This is a genomic window from Erwinia sp. OLFS4, assembly GCF_002752165.1.
Taxonomy (GTDB): domain Bacteria; phylum Pseudomonadota; class Gammaproteobacteria; order Enterobacterales; family Enterobacteriaceae; genus Izhakiella.
On sequence record NZ_MOMB01000045.1, the window covers coordinates 84,887 to 102,482 of the forward strand.

General features: G+C 52.8%; 16 protein-coding genes and 1 other annotated feature. Of the genes, 11 read left to right on the plus strand and 5 right to left on the minus strand.

Annotated elements, in window-relative coordinates:
* Window positions 1-3: 3 nt before the first annotated feature.
* Window positions 4-1,386 carry a DNA repair protein RadA gene (gene radA / locus BL249_RS07205; RefSeq protein WP_099705973.1) on the plus strand — a complete coding sequence of 461 codons (1,383 nt, stop codon included), beginning with the start codon at window positions 4-6 and terminating at the stop codon, window positions 1,384-1,386.
* A 57-nt stretch (window positions 1,387-1,443) separates the two neighbouring features.
* The gene (gene nadR, locus BL249_RS07210) at window positions 1,444-2,682 is read left to right on the plus strand and encodes a multifunctional transcriptional regulator/nicotinamide-nucleotide adenylyltransferase/ribosylnicotinamide kinase NadR (protein ID WP_099705974.1); all 1,239 of its coding nucleotides are present in this window, start codon (window positions 1,444-1,446) and stop codon (window positions 2,680-2,682) included.
* A 52-nt stretch (window positions 2,683-2,734) separates the two neighbouring features.
* Here nadR and ettA read toward each other — a convergent pair whose 3' ends face one another.
* Window positions 2,735-4,402 carry an energy-dependent translational throttle protein EttA gene (gene ettA, locus BL249_RS07215; protein ID WP_099705975.1) on the minus strand — a complete coding sequence of 556 codons (1,668 nt, stop codon included), beginning with the start codon at window positions 4,400-4,402 and terminating at the stop codon, window positions 2,735-2,737.
* Window positions 4,403-4,601: 199 nt separating this feature from the next.
* Here ettA and BL249_RS07220 point away from each other — a divergent pair, with 199 nt between their 5' ends.
* Window positions 4,602-5,549: a 2-hydroxyacid dehydrogenase gene (locus tag BL249_RS07220; RefSeq protein ID WP_099705976.1), complete on the plus strand. Its 948-nt coding sequence runs from the start codon at window positions 4,602-4,604 to the stop codon at window positions 5,547-5,549.
* 9 nt (window positions 5,550-5,558) lie between these two features.
* On the opposite strand, the gene deoR is transcribed toward BL249_RS07220, so the two are convergent.
* Window positions 5,559-6,329: a DNA-binding transcriptional repressor DeoR gene (gene deoR, locus BL249_RS07225; protein WP_099705977.1), complete on the minus strand. Its 771-nt coding sequence runs from the start codon at window positions 6,327-6,329 to the stop codon at window positions 5,559-5,561.
* Window positions 6,330-6,598: 269 nt separating this feature from the next.
* On the opposite strand from deoR, the gene sltY reads away from it, so the two are divergent.
* Window positions 6,599-8,521 carry a murein transglycosylase gene (sltY, locus tag BL249_RS07230; protein WP_099705978.1) on the plus strand — a complete coding sequence of 641 codons (1,923 nt, stop codon included), beginning with the start codon at window positions 6,599-6,601 and terminating at the stop codon, window positions 8,519-8,521.
* Window positions 8,522-8,575: 54 nt separating this feature from the next.
* A complete protein-coding gene (gene trpR / locus BL249_RS07235) occupies window positions 8,576-8,896 on the plus strand; it encodes a trp operon repressor (protein ID WP_099705979.1) in 321 nt (106 codons plus the stop codon).
* 1 nt (window position 8,897) lies between these two features.
* On the opposite strand, the gene yjjX is transcribed toward trpR, so the two are convergent.
* Window positions 8,898-9,428 carry an inosine/xanthosine triphosphatase gene (yjjX, locus tag BL249_RS07240; protein WP_099705980.1) on the minus strand — a complete coding sequence of 177 codons (531 nt, stop codon included), beginning with the start codon at window positions 9,426-9,428 and terminating at the stop codon, window positions 8,898-8,900.
* Window positions 9,429-9,480: 52 nt separating this feature from the next.
* Here yjjX and gpmB point away from each other — a divergent pair, with 52 nt between their 5' ends.
* Complete coding sequence (gene gpmB / locus BL249_RS07245; RefSeq protein ID WP_099705981.1) at window positions 9,481-10,128, plus strand: 2,3-diphosphoglycerate-dependent phosphoglycerate mutase GpmB; 648 nt, start codon at window positions 9,481-9,483, stop codon at window positions 10,126-10,128.
* A gap of 92 nt (window positions 10,129-10,220) precedes the next feature.
* Here the strand turns inward: gpmB and robA are convergent, their stop codons facing one another.
* Window positions 10,221-11,105 carry an MDR efflux pump AcrAB transcriptional activator RobA gene (gene robA, locus BL249_RS07250; protein ID WP_099705982.1) on the minus strand — a complete coding sequence of 295 codons (885 nt, stop codon included), beginning with the start codon at window positions 11,103-11,105 and terminating at the stop codon, window positions 10,221-10,223.
* A gap of 252 nt (window positions 11,106-11,357) precedes the next feature.
* Between robA and creA the strand changes: the two genes are divergently transcribed.
* Window positions 11,358-11,807 (plus strand): protein CreA, encoded by a 450-nt coding sequence (creA, locus tag BL249_RS07255; RefSeq protein WP_446717701.1) that lies wholly within the window; start codon window positions 11,358-11,360, stop codon window positions 11,805-11,807.
* 40 nt (window positions 11,808-11,847) lie between these two features.
* On the opposite strand, the gene arcA is transcribed toward creA, so the two are convergent.
* Window positions 11,848-12,564, minus strand: coding sequence for a two-component system response regulator ArcA (arcA, locus tag BL249_RS07260; protein ID WP_099705983.1), 717 nt, complete (start codon window positions 12,562-12,564; stop codon window positions 11,848-11,850).
* A gap of 588 nt (window positions 12,565-13,152) precedes the next feature.
* On the opposite strand from arcA, the gene BL249_RS07265 reads away from it, so the two are divergent.
* From BL249_RS07265 to thrB, 4 genes are all read left to right on the plus strand, one after another.
* Window positions 13,153-13,851, plus strand: a complete 699-nt coding sequence (locus BL249_RS07265) for a tRNA/rRNA methyltransferase (RefSeq protein ID WP_099705984.1) — start codon at window positions 13,153-13,155, stop codon at window positions 13,849-13,851.
* Between the two features lie 193 nt (window positions 13,852-14,044).
* Window positions 14,045-14,116, plus strand: coding sequence for a thr operon leader peptide (gene thrL, locus BL249_RS19475; RefSeq protein ID WP_099706054.1), 72 nt, complete (start codon window positions 14,045-14,047; stop codon window positions 14,114-14,116).
* Window positions 14,052-14,174, plus strand: a sequence feature (Thr leader region). It overlaps the preceding gene by 65 nt.
* A gap of 25 nt (window positions 14,175-14,199) precedes the next feature.
* Window positions 14,200-16,662 carry a bifunctional aspartate kinase/homoserine dehydrogenase I gene (thrA, locus tag BL249_RS07275; RefSeq protein ID WP_099705985.1) on the plus strand — a complete coding sequence of 821 codons (2,463 nt, stop codon included), beginning with the start codon at window positions 14,200-14,202 and terminating at the stop codon, window positions 16,660-16,662.
* A gap of 2 nt (window positions 16,663-16,664) precedes the next feature.
* Window positions 16,665-17,594: a homoserine kinase gene (thrB, locus tag BL249_RS07280; RefSeq protein WP_099706055.1), complete on the plus strand. Its 930-nt coding sequence runs from the start codon at window positions 16,665-16,667 to the stop codon at window positions 17,592-17,594.
* The last annotated feature ends 2 nt before the right edge of the window (window positions 17,595-17,596 follow it).

Sequence of the window (17,596 nt, forward strand, 5' to 3'; positions counted from 1 at the left end):
AAATTGGCCAAAGGGGCAAAACGCGCATTTGTCTGTAATGAATGCGGTGCAGATTATCCACGCTGGCAGGGGCAATGCAGCGCCTGCCATGCCTGGAATACCATTACCGAAGTGCGGCTGGCGGCCTCACCCACGGCGAGCCGTAATGAGCGTCTGAGCGGATATGCCGGCAGCGCCGGCACCAGTCGTGTACAGAAACTCTCAGAGATCAGTCTTGAAGCGTTGCCACGGTTTTCCACTGGCTTTAAAGAATTTGACCGGGTACTGGGGGGCGGTGTGGTGCCCGGCAGCGCCATTCTGATTGGCGGTAACCCCGGCGCCGGAAAAAGTACGCTGCTGCTGCAGACGCTGTGTAAGATCTCCACGCAGATGAAAACCCTGTATGTCACCGGGGAAGAGTCTCTGCAACAGGTCGCAATGCGGGCTCACCGGCTGGGACTTCCGACGGATAACCTGAATATGCTGTCGGAAACCAGTATCGAACAGATCTGTCTGATTGCCGGGCAGGAACAGCCAAAACTGATGGTGATCGACTCCATTCAGGTGATGCACATGGCGGATATCCAGTCATCGCCAGGCAGTGTGGCTCAGGTTCGTGAAACCGCCGCCTGGCTGACCCGCTTTGCGAAAACCCAGGGCGTGGCAATCGTGATGGTAGGCCATGTGACCAAAGATGGCTCGCTGGCCGGGCCAAAAGTGCTGGAACATTGTATCGACTGTTCTGTGCTGCTGGATGGTGATGCGGATTCACGTTTTCGCACGCTGCGGAGCCATAAAAATCGTTTCGGCGCGGTGAATGAACTGGGGGTTTTCGCGATGACCGGGCAGGGATTGCGCGAAGTGAATAATCCTTCGGCAATTTTTCTCAGTCGTGGCGATGAGGTGACGTCGGGCAGTTCGGTGATGGTGGTCTGGGAAGGTACCCGGCCGCTGCTGGTGGAGATTCAGGCGCTGGTGGATCACTCCATGATGGCCAATCCACGTCGGGTGGCCGTTGGGCTTGAACAAAACCGGCTGGCGATTCTGCTGGCGGTGTTACACCGGCATGGCGGCTTGCAGATGGCCGACCAGGATGTGTTTGTTAATGTGGTCGGCGGGGTCAAGGTAACGGAAACCAGTGCCGATCTGGCTTTGTTGTTGTCGATGGTGTCCAGTCTGCGTGACCGGCCGTTACCCCAGGACCTGGTGGTCTTTGGTGAGGTCGGACTGGCTGGGGAAATTCGTCCGGTACCTAGTGGCCAGGAGCGTATTGCCGAAGCGGCTAAGCATGGCTTCCGTCGGGCGATTGTCCCACAGGCCAATGTTCCGAAAAAAGCGCCGGAGAATATGCAGGTATTCGGGGTGAAAAAACTCATGGATGCGCTGACGATTCTTGATGATTTCTGACTTTTATCAATTATTGCCATACTGAAAGATAACGCTTTATTGAGCAAGGGGCATAGGGTGTCATCGTTTGATTATCTGAAAACGGCTATTCGTCAGCAGGGGCACACGCTGCAGCAGGTGGCGGATGCCAGCGGGATGACCAAAGGTTATCTGAGCCAGCTTCTCAACGCGAAAATTAAAAGCCCCAGTGCACAAAAGCTGGAAGCGTTACATCGCTTTCTCGGGCTGGAATTTCCGCGTCGCGAAAAGACGGTCGGGGTGGTATTCGGCAAGTTTTATCCGCTTCATACTGGCCATGTATACCTGATTCAGCGCGCCTGTAGTCAGGTTGATGAGTTACATATCATTATGGGTTATGACGACGTGCGTGATTTACAGCTGTTTGAAAACAGCGCGATGTCACAGCAGCCAACCATTAGCGACCGGCTGCGCTGGTTGCTGCAAACCTTCAAGTATCAGAAAAATATTCATATTCATGCTTTTAACGAGCAGGGGATGGAGCCATATCCCCACGGCTGGGATGTCTGGAGCAAAGGGATCGGCGTTTTTATGGCGGAGAAAGGTATTACTGCCGATCGGGTGTATACCAGTGAAGAAGGCGATGCGCCGCAGTTTCGTCGCTGGCTGGGTATTGACGCGCGGGTTATTGATCCGCGACGCTCATTTATGAATATCAGCGGTGCCCAGATTCGCCGCAATCCTTTTCGTTACTGGGAGTATATTCCTACCGAGGTTAAGCCATTTTTTGCCCGGACTGTGGCAATTCTGGGCGGTGAATCGAGCGGTAAGTCGACGTTGGTCAACAAACTAGCCACTATTTTTAATACCACCAGCGCCTGGGAATATGGCCGTGATTATGTCTTCTCTCATCTTGGTGGCGATGAGATGGCATTGCAATATTCGGATTATGACAAAATTGCATTGGGCCAGGCTCAGTATATTGATTTTGCAGTAAAATATGCGAATCGCGTGGCGTTTATCGATACCGATTTTGTTACCACCCAGGCATTCTGTAAGCAATACGAAGGGCGGGAGCATCCTTTTGTTCAGGCGCTGATTGATGAGTATCGTTTTGATCTGGTCATCCTGGTGGAAAACAATGTGCCCTGGGTAGCGGACGGGTTGCGCAGCCTTGGCAGTTCAGTTGACCGTAAGGCGTTTCAGGCACTGCTGGTCAGCCTGCTGAAGGAAAATAACATCGCTTATAAACATGTTACCGAGGACGACTATGATTTACGCTTTATGCGTTGTGTCGAACTGGTGCGTGAAATGCTCGGTGACTCTGTCGGGCAGTAAATCAGCCCATAACAAGGGGGAAATGGCGGGTATGCCACCCGCCATTTTTTCTTTACTTGGTAATACGTTTGTATTTCATGCGCTTAGGCTGCAGCGCCTCCGCACCAAAGGTGCGTTTTTTGTACTCTTCATACTCGGTAAAGTTACCTTCGAAGAATTCGACTTTGCCTTCATCCTGATAGTCAATAATGTGGGTAGCGATACGGTCAAGGAACCAGCGGTCATGGGAAATAACCATCGCACATCCCGGGAACTCCAGCAGCGCGGTTTCCAGTGCGCGCAGGGTTTCCACATCAAGGTCATTGGTTGGTTCATCGAGCAGCAGCAGGTTACCACCTACCTGCAGCAGCTTGGCCAGATGCAGGCGACCACGTTCACCGCCGGAAAGCTCGCCAACGCGTTTACCCTGGTCGGTGCCTTTAAAGTTAAAGCGGCCGACATAGGCCCGGCTGGGCATTTCAAAATTGCCGATACGCATAATGTCCTGGCCGCCAGAGACTTCTTCCCAGACGGTTTTTTTATCGTCCATGGCATCGCGGAACTGATCCACCGATGCCAGCTTCACGGTATCGCCCAGCTCGATTGAGCCGGAATCCGGCTGTTCCTGACCGGACAACATACGGAACAGGGTGGATTTACCGGCACCGTTAGGGCCGATAATGCCCACAATGGCACCTTTCGGCAGCGAAAAGGTGAGGTTGTCGATCAGCAGCCGGTCGCCATAGGATTTGCTCAGTCCCTGAACCTCAACTACCTTGTCTCCCAGGCGCGGACCGGGTGGAATAAACAGCTCGTTGGTTTCATTACGTTTCTGATAATCGGTACTGTTGAGTTCTTCAAAGCGGGCCAGGCGCGCCTTGCCCTTAGACTGACGTCCTTTAGCGCCCTGACGGACCCATTCCAGCTCTTTCTCAATTGATTTGCGGCGGGCGGCTTCGGCAGAGGCTTCCTGGGCAAGACGCTGATCTTTCTGTTCCAGCCATGAGGAGTAGTTGCCTTCCCAGGGAATGCCCTCACCACGGTCAAGTTCGAGGATCCAGCCGGCAACGTTATCAAGAAAGTAACGGTCATGGGTGATGGCGACCACGGTACCTTCAAAATCATGCAGAAAACGTTCCAGCCAGCCGACCGACTCAGCATCCAGATGGTTCGTCGGTTCGTCGAGCAGTAACATATCCGGCTTTTCCAGAAGCAGGCGGCAGATGGCGACGCGACGACGTTCTCCCCCGGACAAATTTTCAATTTTCGCCTCCCAGTCTGGCAGACGCAGCGCATCGGCGGCACGTTCCAGCTGGTTGTTGAGGTTATGCCCATCATGCGCCTGGATAATCTCTTCCAGCTTGCCCTGTTCGGCCGCCAGTTTATCGAAATCTGCTTCCGGTTCGGCATACAGCGCATATACTTCATCAAGACGTTTCAGCGCGTTAACAACGTCAGCCACGGCTTCTTCCACCGATTCACGCACGCTATGAGCCGGATTCAGTTTTGGTTCCTGCGGCAGGTAGCCAATCTTGATACCGGGTTGAGGACGCGCCTCGCCTTCGATATCTTTATCAATGCCTGCCATAATACGTAGCAGGGTGGATTTACCGGCACCGTTCAGGCCAAGTACGCCGATTTTGGCGCCGGGGAAAAAACTCAGCGAGATATTTTTCAGAATATGACGCTTCGGCGGAACAACCTTTCCGACGCGATGCATGCTATAGACAAATTGAGCCACGTTGCTACAAGCCTCTTAATCATGGGGTGGGTGGGGCGACGCAGGCCCACTCTGAACCCGAAGTTTAGCCGTTTTCGCCGCGTAAGCACAGCGATGTGCCTAACGTTCGCTGCGATCCTGCGTAGACTTTAGCGTTGTTTGCTTGTTGTTCATTTAGCTGACTATGCTGATTTTTATCTTTTAAACCAGGGAGATAGCCATGAAAGTATTGATTGGTGCTGAAGAAACCGCCTGGGGCGGCATGATCCAGCAGTTCCGTCAGACGTTACCAGACGTGGAATTCATTGCGTCGGCCGGACATGCAGCAAGCAGTCTGGCCGGGTTTGATGCGCTTATCCCAGGCATGGCGTATGTCACTGAAACACTGCTTAATACCGCCGACAGGCTGCAGCTTATTCAGCAGGCTGGCGCCGGGCTGGAGCGTGTCGATTTACAGGCCGCCAGACAGCGTGGTATCGCGGTGGCAAATGTACCTTCTGATAGCTCCGGTAATGCTGATTCAGTAGCCGAGCTGGGAATCTGGATGATGCTGGGACTGGCACGACGCAGTCATGAGATTGCCGCTGCAATTGCCGGCGGGCAGCTTGGTATTCCGGTAGGCATGGCGCTGAAGGGCAAAACCGTCGGACTGGTAGGACTGGGGGGAATAGGCAAAGCGCTCAGCCGCCGGCTGGCGGGGTTTGAGATGCAGTTAATTGGGGTGAAACGCCGCGCTGACCAGCAGTTTGCCCGTGACCATGGTCTGGCCTGGCTGGGAACGATGGATCAGCTTCCTGAATTGCTGGCTGCCGCCGATTTTGTGATACTCAGCCTGCCGGATAATGCAGAAACGCACCATATCATTGATGAAACCGCACTGGCGCAAATGAAAACCGGCAGCTTTCTGATTAATCTTGGCCGCGGCGGCCTGATTGATAAGACCCCTTTTCTTGCCGCACTGGAAGTCGGCCATCTTGCCGGCGCCGGACTGGACGTGTTCTGGCAGGAACCGGTTGCTGCCGATGATGAACTGTTTCAGTACAACATTATTGCTACCCCGCACCTCGGCGGCGTCACCGATATTTCTCTGGCGGGTAATGTCAAAGGCGTCTGCGATAATCTCCGGCGTCTGCGCGATGGTGAAGCTGTGCAGCATCGCTGGGTCTGAGCGCTGAATTCAGTCGCCGGCAACCTGCAGTTGAACCTGATTTTTTATCAGCTGGCGGCTTAATTCTGCCGCCGGCGGCCGGTCGCTTATCAGCATATCGAATAGCGACAGATCGCCAATTCGGGCGGGTAGCACTTTATTGTATTTGGTACTGTCGGCAACCAGAATGTTGCATCCGGCGCGTTGCAATGCCTGATGTTTTATCGCTAGCTCATTGAGGTTATAACAGGTCACTCCCTGACGTGCATCAATCCCTGCAGCGGAGATAAAGGCTTTGTCAGGGCACAGGGTTTCCAGCAGGCTGACGCGACCAAGCGGCATGAAAATGGCGTTGTCGGCGGAAAACTCGCCGCCACTGAGTAACAGCCGGCAGGCCGGTTTTTCTTTCAGCGCAACAAAGGTATTCATTGCGCAGCAGATGGCGGTAAAAGGCAAATTATCCGGAATAGCCTCAATAATCCAGGGCATAGTGGTACCACAATCGAAGAACAGAATGTCTTCTGCTTCAATCAGGCGCGCTGCGACAGTCGCCAGCTGACGTTTCCGCGCCACATTCTGCGATTGCTGGTCGGAAACGAAGTAGTGATGAGGAGAATGGCGCAAATGACTGACGATGTAACCACCCAGCAGTACTACGCCGTGGTGCGCTTCGCTCAGATCGCGGCGAATCGTCATTTCCGAGACGCCAAGCAGACGGGCCGCTTCTTTCAGATGTATTTTATCCGTGCGTCTGAGGGCCTGTATCAGTTTGCTAATGCGCTCATCGCGCCGGTTTTCCATAATAGTGCCGCCCGGTGACCGGTTTGTCAGGATGTGACGTCACTATACAGTGAACCTCGTCAGCCGCAAACCGCTCTGCCAGGTGACGCCGATCAGACTTCCGCCCGGTGTTTAGCATCCCGTGGTGAACCTCAGTTGCCGGCCGGGGTCAATCACCTGTAGCGGACAAATTTTGTCATCGTCATAGCAACCTGGCCGTCGCCTGGTTAGCATGGGATAAGGTTATCCAAACGTTAACCCTATTTCGTGAGCAGCATAAGAGGAACGTCATGGTCGACAAATGGCAGTGGTGGATGGCTGGCGCCTGCATGGCGCTGGTAGTTGGCGTTGCCCGGGCAGATTCGCTTGAGGCACAGCGCGATCGTTATCAGCAGATTAAACAGGCCTGGGACAGCAACCAGATGGACAGGGTGCAACAGCTGATGCCGGCTCTGCGGGACTATCCGCTGTACCCCTATCTGGAATACCGGATGCTGTCGCAGAATCTGCAAAATGAAACCCGTGCTGCGGTGCAACAGTTTATTCAGCACTACCCGACGCTTCCTCCGGCGCGTACTCTTGAGACGCGTTTTATTAATGAACTGGCACGGCGACAGGACTGGCAGGGACTGCTCAGCTTCAGTCCGCAAGAGCCAAAGCCGGTTGCCGCGCGCTGTAACTGGAACTATGCCATGTGGGCGACCGGTCAGCAGCAGGTAGCCTGGCGTGGCGCGAAAGATATCTGGCTGCGGGGGACCTCATTACCGGCGGTGTGTGACGATCTCTTCCGTGTCTGGCAAAACGCAGGTCAGCAAAGTCCTGATACCACGCTTGAGCGTATCCGTCTTGCCATGAAGGCCGGCAATGGCAGTCTGGTGAATTATCTCGCCAGATTGCTGCCCGATAACTATAAAACCACGGCAGATGCGATTATGGCCTTGCAGAACGATCCGGCTACCGTGGAAAATTTTGCCGCTAGCGCCGGCCCAACCGACTTTACCCGCCAGATGACCGGTTTCGCCTTTAGCCGTATGGCTCGCCAGGATGCGGAATATGCCCGAGCCATGATCCCAACGCTGGCACGACTGCAAAAAATGGATGACGGCGACATTCAGCAGCTGAAAGAGACGGTTGCCTGGCGTCTGATGGCAACAGATGTGACGTCGGAGCAGGCACGCTGGCGTGATGGGGTGGTGATGGACAGCGAGTCGGTCTCCTTGATCGAGCGACGGATACGTCTGGCGCTGGCTGATAACGATCGTCGGGGTCTGAATACCTGGCTTGCCCGCTTACCGGTGGAAGCGAAAGAGAAGGACGAATGGCAGTACTGGCAGGCCGATTTACTGTTAACACAGGGGCGTAAAGAGGAAGCCCTGGCTATATTGCGCAAGCTGATGCAGGGGCGTGGTTTTTATCCGATGGTGGCCGCCCGGCGGCTTGAGGTAACCTATCCACTGCGTATTGATCAGGCCCCACCCACCAGTGACGAGGTTAGCCAGGGGACCGCACTGGCCCGCGTCCGGGAACTGATGTACTGGGGAATGGATAACCTGGCGCGCAGCGAATGGAGTGCCCTGGTGGCCAGTAAACCGGCGTTGCAACAGCAACAGCTGGCAAGCTATGCCCTGAAACAGGGCTGGTGGGATCTGAGTGTGCAGGCGACCATCACCGGGAAATTGTGGAATAACCTGACCGAGCGATTCCCGCTGGCCTGGCGTGATGAATTCAGCCGTTATACCCGCGATAAATCGATTCCGCAAAGCTACGCAATGGCGATAGCCCGTCAGGAGAGTGCCTGGAACCCTAAAGCCCGTTCACCGGTGGGCGCGTCGGGTCTGATGCAGCTGATGCCGGCAACGGCTGCACATACGGTGAAAATGTTCAGTATCACGGATTACCTGAACAGCAGTCAGCTGTTTGATCCGCAAACCAACATAGAAATTGGCACACAATATCTGGATTACGTCTACCGTCAGTTTGGCAATAACCGAATCTTCTCTTCCGCTGCCTATAATGCCGGGCCAGGCAGAGTGCGTAACTGGCTGAATGCCAGCGCCGGGCGTTTAGATCCGGTAGCTTTCATCGAAACCGTTCCTTTTGCTGAAACCCGGCTTTATGTGAAAAACGTACTGGCTTATGACGCTTACTACCGGCACTTTATGAAGCAATCCGATGATCTGTTTACTGCAGAAGAGTGGCAACGCCATTACTGACGACTGAAACTGTGCTATGCTGCCGTACTAGTTAATGAGTATGGCAGCGTAATTATGTCTCAGCATCCGGCTTTTCCCGTTACTGACGAGCGGCAACATGAAGACTGGCTTCGCTTTGTTGCGTTACTGCAGCAGGCTTACGAACAGGGGTTACATCTGCCTTTGTTACAGCTGATGATGACGCCAGATGAACGCGAGGCGCTGGGCACCCGGTTGCGTATTGTCGAAGAATTAATGCGCGGTGAGATGAGCCAGCGCGAATTGAAGAATGAACTGGGTGTGGGCATTGCAACCATTACCCGTGGTTCTAACAGCCTGAAAAGCGCCCCGCAGGCGCTAACAAGCTGGCTGGAATCCTGTCTGCTCAATCGATGAGTCAGTCAGCCACCTTTTGCTGGTAAATCGGGTTGTGGAAGGGGCAAAGGGCTAGTACCACCGCCTGATAATAGACGCTGCTGCGACTGAGAACGCCAGCGGTAAAGGCGCCGATTGCGCCACCTTTCTGCCTGATATTATCAATTCCCGTGAGACGGGCCATTTCTTCTCCCAGTTCGTGACCCGCCACAATGCGTTGCATCACCGCTTGTGGCAACATAAAGCTGGCTGAGCGTGATTCGCCGCGCTGGTGCTGGTTTTCCACCACCACCCAGGCGAAAGCATTATTTCCTTCGATACCGGCTTCAATGGCCACCCAAAAGCTGGCATCCGGACGCAGCTGACGTGCATGGGCCACGCGCTGACGTGCGCCGGTTAACGTTTCCAGGTTTGTCATCGGCTGGGCGGCTACGCCACTGTCGACCTTTACCCCTTCAATATGGCAGGATTGCGATGTAAACAGGTCGCTGAACCCTTGCAGAATAGCCTGAATTTTAGCCGGGTTAGTGGTGGCGGCGATGATATGGTACATAATAGTTTCAATTTAATGATGTCATTTTCTTGCAGTATAACGGAAAAAAAACATGTTACAGGTTTATCTCGTTCGCCATGGAGAAACAGTGTGGAATGCGGAAAGGCGCCTGCAAGGTCAGTCAGACAGTCCGCTGACCGTGAATGGTGAACGCCAGGCACGCCAGGTCGCAGAACGCGCCCGCGAGTTAGCTATCACGCATATTATCACCAGTGATTTGGGCCGCACCCGCCGTACGGCTGAAATTATTGCCGACGTCTGTCAATGTGAGGTGCGTGAAGATCCACGATTACGTGAACTTAATATGGGAATACTCGAGCAGCGTCCTATTGCTTCTCTTACGGCAGAAGAAGAAGGCTGGCGACGCACGCTGGTGGATGGCACGGTTGACGGCCGTATTCCGCAGGGCGAATCGATGGCGGAAATGGCCGCAAGAATGCATGCTGCCCTCACCAGCTGCCTGCAACTGCCGCAAGGTAGCCGTCCGCTGTTAGTCAGCCATGGTATGGCGCTGGGGGTGCTGATTGGCACTATCCTTGGGCTGGCGCCTTCAGCCGAGCGCCGTCTGCGTCTGCGCAACTGTTCACTTTCCCGGGTTGATTATCAGCAAAGTCCCTGGCTGGCACCCGGTTGGGTAGTTGAAACCGCCGGTGAAGTGAGCCATCTGGATGGTCCGGCTCTTGATGAGCTGCAGCGTTAGTTGTACAGGTTGTAACGGGGAAAATACCTGAGTGGAAAGAGGAGGGTGGGGTGCACCCTCTTGCTAGCGGCAACATGGCCGGCGTGCGGCTATCAACCCAGTAATGTCTGTCGTCGGATAGGGATCAGGTATTCGCAGCGGATTTCGCGAGGCGGCTCATGACGTTTTTTACCGCCGTGGGTGTAAAACAGTTCGATATCCTGGCCAAAACGGCGCGTCAGCCCCAGCGTGGGCATGCAGGTCCCGTATACCAGCAGGATAAATTCCTGCAGGGCGCTGGTCGGGCCGTCATAGCTAAACTGCACATATTCTCCCGCTTCCAGCTGGATAGGCTGGCTGGATTGCAGATATTGTGCAATCTGGTTATCAGGCACAGCCGTCGTATAGAGAATTTCCTGCTCGTCATCTTTATCTTTGCTTGGCCGTACCTGATGCAGGCCATATAACACCGGCGGTATCGTATCGGTTTCCTGTAAAAACTGTTTCCAGAAATGCATGCGCATTTCATCCCGGTAACCTGAAATTTGTTCCAGTGTGCAGCTGTAGCTTTGTGTCTGACCAATCAGCTGTATTTCCGGCAGGGTGACATAAACCGGTTCAGGCAGCTTAACCTCACCCAGTTGAATCGGCGGGCGTAAGCCGAATGAATTCCAGTCTGATGCGCGGCGATACCACGCCGGGGTCTGATTAAATTGTTTTTTAAATGCGCGGGTAAACGTTTGTTGCGAATCAAAGCGATATTGCAGCGCGATATCCAGTATTGGCCGGCTGGTAAGTCGTAAAGCCACGGCGGCTTTAGACAGTCGCCGCGCCCGGATATAGGCGCCAATGGCATGGCCTGTTACGTCTTTGAACATCCGCTGTAAATGCCATTTTGAATAACCTGCTTTCGCTGCAACGTTATCAAGCGATAAGGGCAGATCTAAATGGCCTTCCAGCCACACAAGTAAATCATGAATGATACTGGCCTGATCCATAATCGTCCTCAATTTTTTGATCCTGGCGTGCCTGATGTAACTTGCCGGAATAATAGCATTGTTCGTAAAAAACGCGTCACTGGCGAGTATTACCGAATGTTTTTACTGTCTGCTTATGTTATTAATCCGGCTGACAAGAGTTGCAATCTGGTTGTACTCAGGTGGCTAACTTACAATGATGTTAGTTTTACTGGCAATGGTAAGGTTATGAAAATATTCAAAAGTATAATAATTTCGCTGTTTAAAAGTATAATGGTTGCGTTATCACTGCTGGGTGGCGTTGTCCATGCGGAGCAAATTGGCTCGGTTGACACCGTATTTAAGCTGTTCGGACCGGATCATAAAATCATTGTGGAAGCGTTTGATGATCCTGACGTGAAAAATGTAACCTGTTATATCAGCCGGGCAAAAACCGGCGGTATTAAGGGGGGACTGGGTCTTGCAGAAGATACGTCTGACGCAGCCATTTCCTGTCAGCAGGTGGGGCCTGTCAGTTTATCGGATAATATCATCCACGGTAAAGCACAGGGAGACGTGGTATTTCGTCAGCGTACTTCACTGATTTTTAAAAAGTTACAGGTTGTGCGCTTCTATGATGCCAGACGGCGTGCGCTGATTTATTTGAGCTATTCCGATAAAGTGGTAGAGGGTTCGCCGAAAAATGCCCTGAGTGCGGTGCCTATTATGCCGTGGCATGAATAATTAAACGGCAGGCCGGTTTTAATCAGCCTGCCGTTTACAGTTATTCCTGCAGATCGCCGCAGAAACGGTAACCTTCGCCATGGATGGTGGCGATAATTTCCGGGGTATCCGGCGTTGATTCGAAATGTTTACGAATACGGCGAATAGTCACATCAACCGTACGATCGTGCGGTTTCAGCTCGCGGCCGGTCATTTTTTTCAGTAAATCAGCGCGGGTCTGAATTTTTCCTGGGTTTTCACAGAAGTGCAGCATGGCACGGAATTCACTGCGCGGTAACTTGTACTGCTCACCCTGTGGGCTGACCAGTGACCGGCTGTTGATATCCAGTTCCCAGCCGTTAAACCGGTAGCTTTCAACCAGTTTGCGTTCTTCGCTACTGGCCGCCAGATTCATCGTACGCGACAGCAGGTTGCGGGCGCGGATGGTGAGTTCACGCGGGTTAAACGGTTTGGTGATATAGTCATCGGCACCGATTTCCAGACCGAGAATTTTGTCCACTTCGTTATCACGACCGGTCAGGAACATCAGGGCAACATTCGCTTGTTCACGCAGTTCACGTGCCAGTAATAAGCCATTTTTTCCTGGCAGATTAATGTCCATAATCACCAGGTTCACGTCATTTTCCGTCAAAATATGATGCATTTCGGCACCATCCGTAGCTTCATACACCATGTAGCCTTCGGCCTCAAAAATACTTTTGAGTGTGTTACGAGTGACTAACTCGTCTTCAACGATCAGAATGTGCGGGGTCTGCATGAGTTCGCTACCTAAAATTGCCAACAAAAACGATACCAGAGAATCCGTCGCCTGCCGGGTGCCGTGCACTTGAGCGACGAAGCGATTTATATTGCGAGTTATAACATTTGGATCGCCAACATCTGCTTAACGATGTTGCTGAAAGATTCCAGAACATGATTATTCATCTGGCGAGTATCCTATCCTATTAACAGCAATATAACAGCAGTGACAACATCCATTAAGTACAAAAACAACGCTCAGTTGACTTATATCAAACCAATTGTAGCATGTTAATATCGGCATGAAAAATGCTTAGCATAATGCTAGCTTAGCTCACAAAAGTGCCTATTTATTGCCGTTTTTTTTATCACGGTAAACACCTCAGCTTTCCATTATTTAACAAAAGCTATCCTTATGAAAAAAAGAGATGTATTATGCTTCTTTGAGAAAATAACCGGGCAAGCATAGTTAAGTTAATCCTGTTGGTTAATTTAAGCTATTTAACCTGATGTTTTTTGACGTTAATTTAATGTAAAAGTCGCAGTGCGGATTATTCAGAAAATTCTGTCATTGTATAATATTCGTTTATGTCTGAGCAGGTCATCTATGCAGATCTCCCTTATTCTTGTCTCTCCGGCCAGAGCAGAAAATGTCGGCGCTGCCGCCCGTGCAATGAAAACCATGGGATTTAGCGATTTGCGGCTGGTGGATAGTCAGGTACACCTGACGACGGCCGCCCGTGCCGTCGCGCATGGTGCTGGCGATATTCTGGATACGGTTTCCTGCTGGCCAACTCTTGACGCCGCGCTGGCGGATGTTGACTTCAGTATTGCAACAACGGCGCGCAGTCGGGCGAAATTCCATTACTACGCGACACCGCAGCAAGTGACGGCCATTCTGACTGAAAAGCAGGACTGGGTTGAGCGCGCCGCACTGGTTTTTGGGCGGGAAGACAGCGGACTGACCAATGAAGAACTGGCGCGGGTCGACTTGCTGACCGGCGTGCCAATGGCACAGGATTATCCCTCACTGAATCTTGGTCAGGCGGTCATGGTCTATTGCTACCAGCTTTCGGCGCTGATTCTGACCTCTGCTGATTACCATGAAAAGTCTGATCGGCAACAACTGGCGGCACTGCGTCAGCGTAGCCAGCGGCTGATCGATCGCCTTGGCATCCGCGGGGACAGCAAACTGATTGAGTGGCTGGATCAGCGAATCGGCTATCTGCAGCAAAGAGACACCGCCATGTTACATCGTTTGCTGCATGATATAGAAAAAAAACTTATAGATGAAAATGTCGGATGAACGCTTTTTTTGTGGTTAATTGTTCTGGTAAAACACGGTATCTTGCCATATCCGCTTTGTCCGTTTTCCCGCCGCGCTAAGGCCTGCGGTTGCGTGGAATGAGCCGTTGGAATAAAAAAATTGACTTCAGAGGCCGATTGCTTTACTTCTGAAAGCCGACAGATTTCATAGCAGACAAATAAATCTACAGCCCATGCGTAATCATAGCCTGACCATTACAACCATTATTATTACCACCATTACTACAGGTAACGGTGCGGGCTAACGCATAGAGAAAAAATAAAAAATTAAGCCCGCACCTCAACAGTGCGGGCTTTTTTTTTCGATTAAATTCAGGAGATTCAACAAATGAGAGTGCTGAAGTTCGGCGGGACGTCGGTGGCAAATGCGCAGCGATTTTTGCTGGTTGCCAATATTCTGGAAAATAACGCACGCCAGGGACAGGTTGCAACGGTGCTCTCCGCCCCGGCTAAAATCACCAACCTCCTGGTGGCGATGATTGAAAAAACCATCAGTGGTCAGGATGCTCTGCCGAACATCAGCGATGCCGAACGTATCTTTAGCGACCTGTTAAATGGTCTGGCGCAGGCTGAGCCAGCGTTTGATCTGCCGCGGCTTAAAACCCTGGTGGAGCAGGAGTTTGCGCAGCTCAGGCAGGTATTACATGGCATTAGTCTGCTGGGGCAGTGTCCGGACAGTATCAATGCCAGCATTATTTGCCGTGGAGAAAAGCTTTCCATCGCGATCATGGAGGCGTTACTGCAGGCGCGTGGCCACGCGGTCAGCGTGATTGATCCGGTGAGTAAGCTGCTGGCCGTTGGTCACTACCTCGAGTCCACCGTTGATATTGCTGAATCAACCCGTCGTATCGCTGCCAGCCAGATTCCACCACAGAATATGATTCTGATGGCCGGGTTCACCGCCGGCAACGAGCAAGGGGAACTGGTGGCGCTGGGACGTAATGGTTCTGACTATTCGGCGGCGGTGCTGGCAGCCTGCCTGCGCGCCGATTGCTGTGAAATCTGGACCGATGTTGACGGCGTCTATACTTGCGATCCGCGTCAGGTCCCGGATGCCCGCTTGTTGAAATCCATGTCTTACCAGGAAGCGATGGAGCTGTCTTATTTCGGTGCCAAAGTCCTTCATCCTCGTACTATCAGCCCGATTGCCCAGTTTCAGATCCCGTGTCTGATTAAAAATACGGCCAACCCACAGGCGCCAGGTACGCTGATTGGGGGGGACAGTCACGATGATGAAAATCCGGTTAAAGGCATCACCAATCTGAATAATATGGCGATGTTTAACGTTTCTGGCCCCGGTATGAAAGGCATGATTGGTATGGCGGCACGTGTGTTCGCCGCTATGTCCCGGGCCGGCATTTCGGTGGTACTGATTACACAGTCTTCATCAGAATACAGCATCAGCTTCTGCGTACCGCAAAGTGAACAAAAGCGGGCAAAGCGTATTCTGGAAGATGAATTTTATCTTGAACTGAAAGATGGCCTGCTGGAGCCGCTGGATGTGATGGAGAGGCTGGCGATTATTTCGGTCGTGGGTGACGGCATGCGGACCCTGCGCGGCCTGTCGGCCCGTTTTTTTGCCGCGCTGGCACGCGCTAATATCAATATTGTGGCCATTGCTCAGGGGTCGTCGGAGCGATCTATCTCGGTTGTCGTGAATAATGATGATGCGACTACCGGCGTGCGCGTGGTGCATCAGATGCTGTTTAACACCGATCAGGTCATTGAGGTGTTTGTTGTTGGCGTTGGCGGTGTTGGGAGTGCGTTGCTCGAACAGCTGCAGCGTCAGCAGCCCTGGCTTAAAAACAAGCATATTGACCTGCGGGTATGCGGAATCGCCAATTCCCGCGCGCTGCTGACCAATGTTCATGGTATTAATCTGAGCAACTGGCAGGCCGCATTAAGCGAAGTCAAGGAGCCGTTTAATCTTGGGCGGCTGATTCGCCTGGTGAAAGAGTACCATTTGCTTAACCCGGTGATCGTGGACTGTACCTCCAGCCAGGCCGTGGCCGACCAGTATGCCGATTTTCTGGCAAACGGTTTTCATGTCGTGACCCCCAATAAAAAGGCCAATACATCCAGCAGGAACTACTATCAACAAATGCGGGCAGCGGCGGCTAAATCCCGGCGCAAATTTCTTTACGACACCAATGTAGGCGCCGGCCTGCCGGTCATTGAAAACCTGCAGAATCTGCTGAGTGCCGGTGATGAACTGCTGCGTTTTTCCGGTATCCTTTCCGGATCGCTATCGTTTATTTTCGGCAAGCTTGATGAAGGCATTTCATTGTCAGAAGCGACCCGTATGGCCCGTGAACTGGGCTACACTGAACCCGACCCGCGTGATGATCTGTCTGGTATGGATGTGGCGCGTAAAGTGTTGATTCTGGCGCGTGAGGCTGGCTATCAGCTGGAGCTGGAAGATATTGAAATGGAGCCGCTGTTGCCGCAGGCATTCATTGATATTGCCGATGTTGATACCTTTATGGCGCGCCTTCCGCAACTGGACGATACCTTTGCTGCGCGTATCGCTACCGCCCGCGATGCCGGTCAGGTATTACGGTTTGTTGGCGAAATCGAGCAGGGCGGGCGCTGTAGCGTGAAAATAGCCGCGGTTGACGGCAATCATCCATTGTATAAAGTGAAAGACGGTGAGAACGCGCTGGCCTTTTACAGTCGTTATTACCAGCCCATCCCGCTGGTGCTGCGTGGTTATGGTGCTGGCAACGATGTGACGGCAGCCGGGGTGTTTGCTGACCTGCTGCGGACCCTTTCCTGGAAGCTGGGAGTATGAACATGGTAAAAATTTATGCCCCGGCATCAATCGGTAACGTCAGCGTCGGATTTGATGTGCTGGGGGCGGCGGTTTCACCGGTTGATGGCAGCCTGCTGGGCGATTGTGTGACCGCTGAACCGGCGGCGAGCTTCCGTCTTGAGAATCGTGGTCGTTTTGTCAGCAAGTTACCCGACAACCCACAGGACAATATTGTCTGGCAGTGCTGGGATCGCTTTTGCCAGGAAATGGGTGAACAGGTTCCGGTAGCCCTGACGCTGGAAAAGAATATGCCAATTGGCTCCGGACTTGGCTCCAGTGCCTGTTCAGTGGTTGCCGGCCTGATGGCAATGAATGAGTTTTGTGCTAAGCCGTTAAGTGATACTCAGCTGCTGGCGTTGATGGGGGAACTGGAAGGGCGCATCTCCGGCAGCGTGCATTATGATAACGTTGCCCCCTGTTTTCTTGGCGGTATGCAGTTGATGCTGGAAGAAAACGGGATTATCAGCCAGAACGTGCCGGGTTTTGATGACTGGCTTTGGGTGATGGCGTACCCGGGAATCAAAGTCTCCACGGCGCAAGCGCGCGCGATTTTACCGGCACAATACCGGAAAGAAGATTGTATTCGTCACGGCCGCTATCTGGCTGGTTTTATTCACGCTTGTCACACCGGGCAGCCGCTGCTGGCCGCTACACTCATGAAAGATGTTATTGCTGAGCCGTATCGTACCCGGTTGTTACCTGGTTTTGCTGCAGCGCGCCAGGCGGCGGTGGAAATTGGGGCATTGGCCTGCGGTATTTCCGGCTCCGGACCCACATTGTTCGCTGTCTGCCAGCAGGCGGAGACCGCGCGCAGAATGGCTGACTGGCTCAGTCAGCATTATGTACAAAACGAAGAAGGCTTCGTCCATATCTGCCGCTTAGATACGGCTGGCGCTCGAAAACTGGGATAATG

Coding starts and splice junctions, on each gene's coding strand:
- thrA (WP_099705985.1), top strand. CDS start 14,200: ATGAGAGTGCTGAAGTTCGGCGGGACGTCGGTGGCAAATGCGCAGCGA.
- yjjX (WP_099705980.1), bottom strand. CDS start 9,428: ATGTACCATATCATCGCCGCCACCACTAACCCGGCTAAAATTCAGGCT.
- thrB (WP_099706055.1), top strand. CDS start 16,665: ATGGTAAAAATTTATGCCCCGGCATCAATCGGTAACGTCAGCGTCGGA.
- trpR (WP_099705979.1), top strand. CDS start 8,576: ATGTCTCAGCATCCGGCTTTTCCCGTTACTGACGAGCGGCAACATGAA.
- arcA (WP_099705983.1), bottom strand. CDS start 12,564: ATGCAGACCCCGCACATTCTGATCGTTGAAGACGAGTTAGTCACTCGT.
- deoR (WP_099705977.1), bottom strand. CDS start 6,329: ATGGAAAACCGGCGCGATGAGCGCATTAGCAAACTGATACAGGCCCTC.
- robA (WP_099705982.1), bottom strand. CDS start 11,105: ATGGATCAGGCCAGTATCATTCATGATTTACTTGTGTGGCTGGAAGGC.
- BL249_RS07220 (WP_099705976.1), top strand. CDS start 4,602: ATGAAAGTATTGATTGGTGCTGAAGAAACCGCCTGGGGCGGCATGATC.
- sltY (WP_099705978.1), top strand. CDS start 6,599: ATGGTCGACAAATGGCAGTGGTGGATGGCTGGCGCCTGCATGGCGCTG.
- BL249_RS07265 (WP_099705984.1), top strand. CDS start 13,153: ATGCAGATCTCCCTTATTCTTGTCTCTCCGGCCAGAGCAGAAAATGTC.
- creA (WP_446717701.1), top strand. CDS start 11,358: ATGGTTGCGTTATCACTGCTGGGTGGCGTTGTCCATGCGGAGCAAATT.
- gpmB (WP_099705981.1), top strand. CDS start 9,481: ATGTTACAGGTTTATCTCGTTCGCCATGGAGAAACAGTGTGGAATGCG.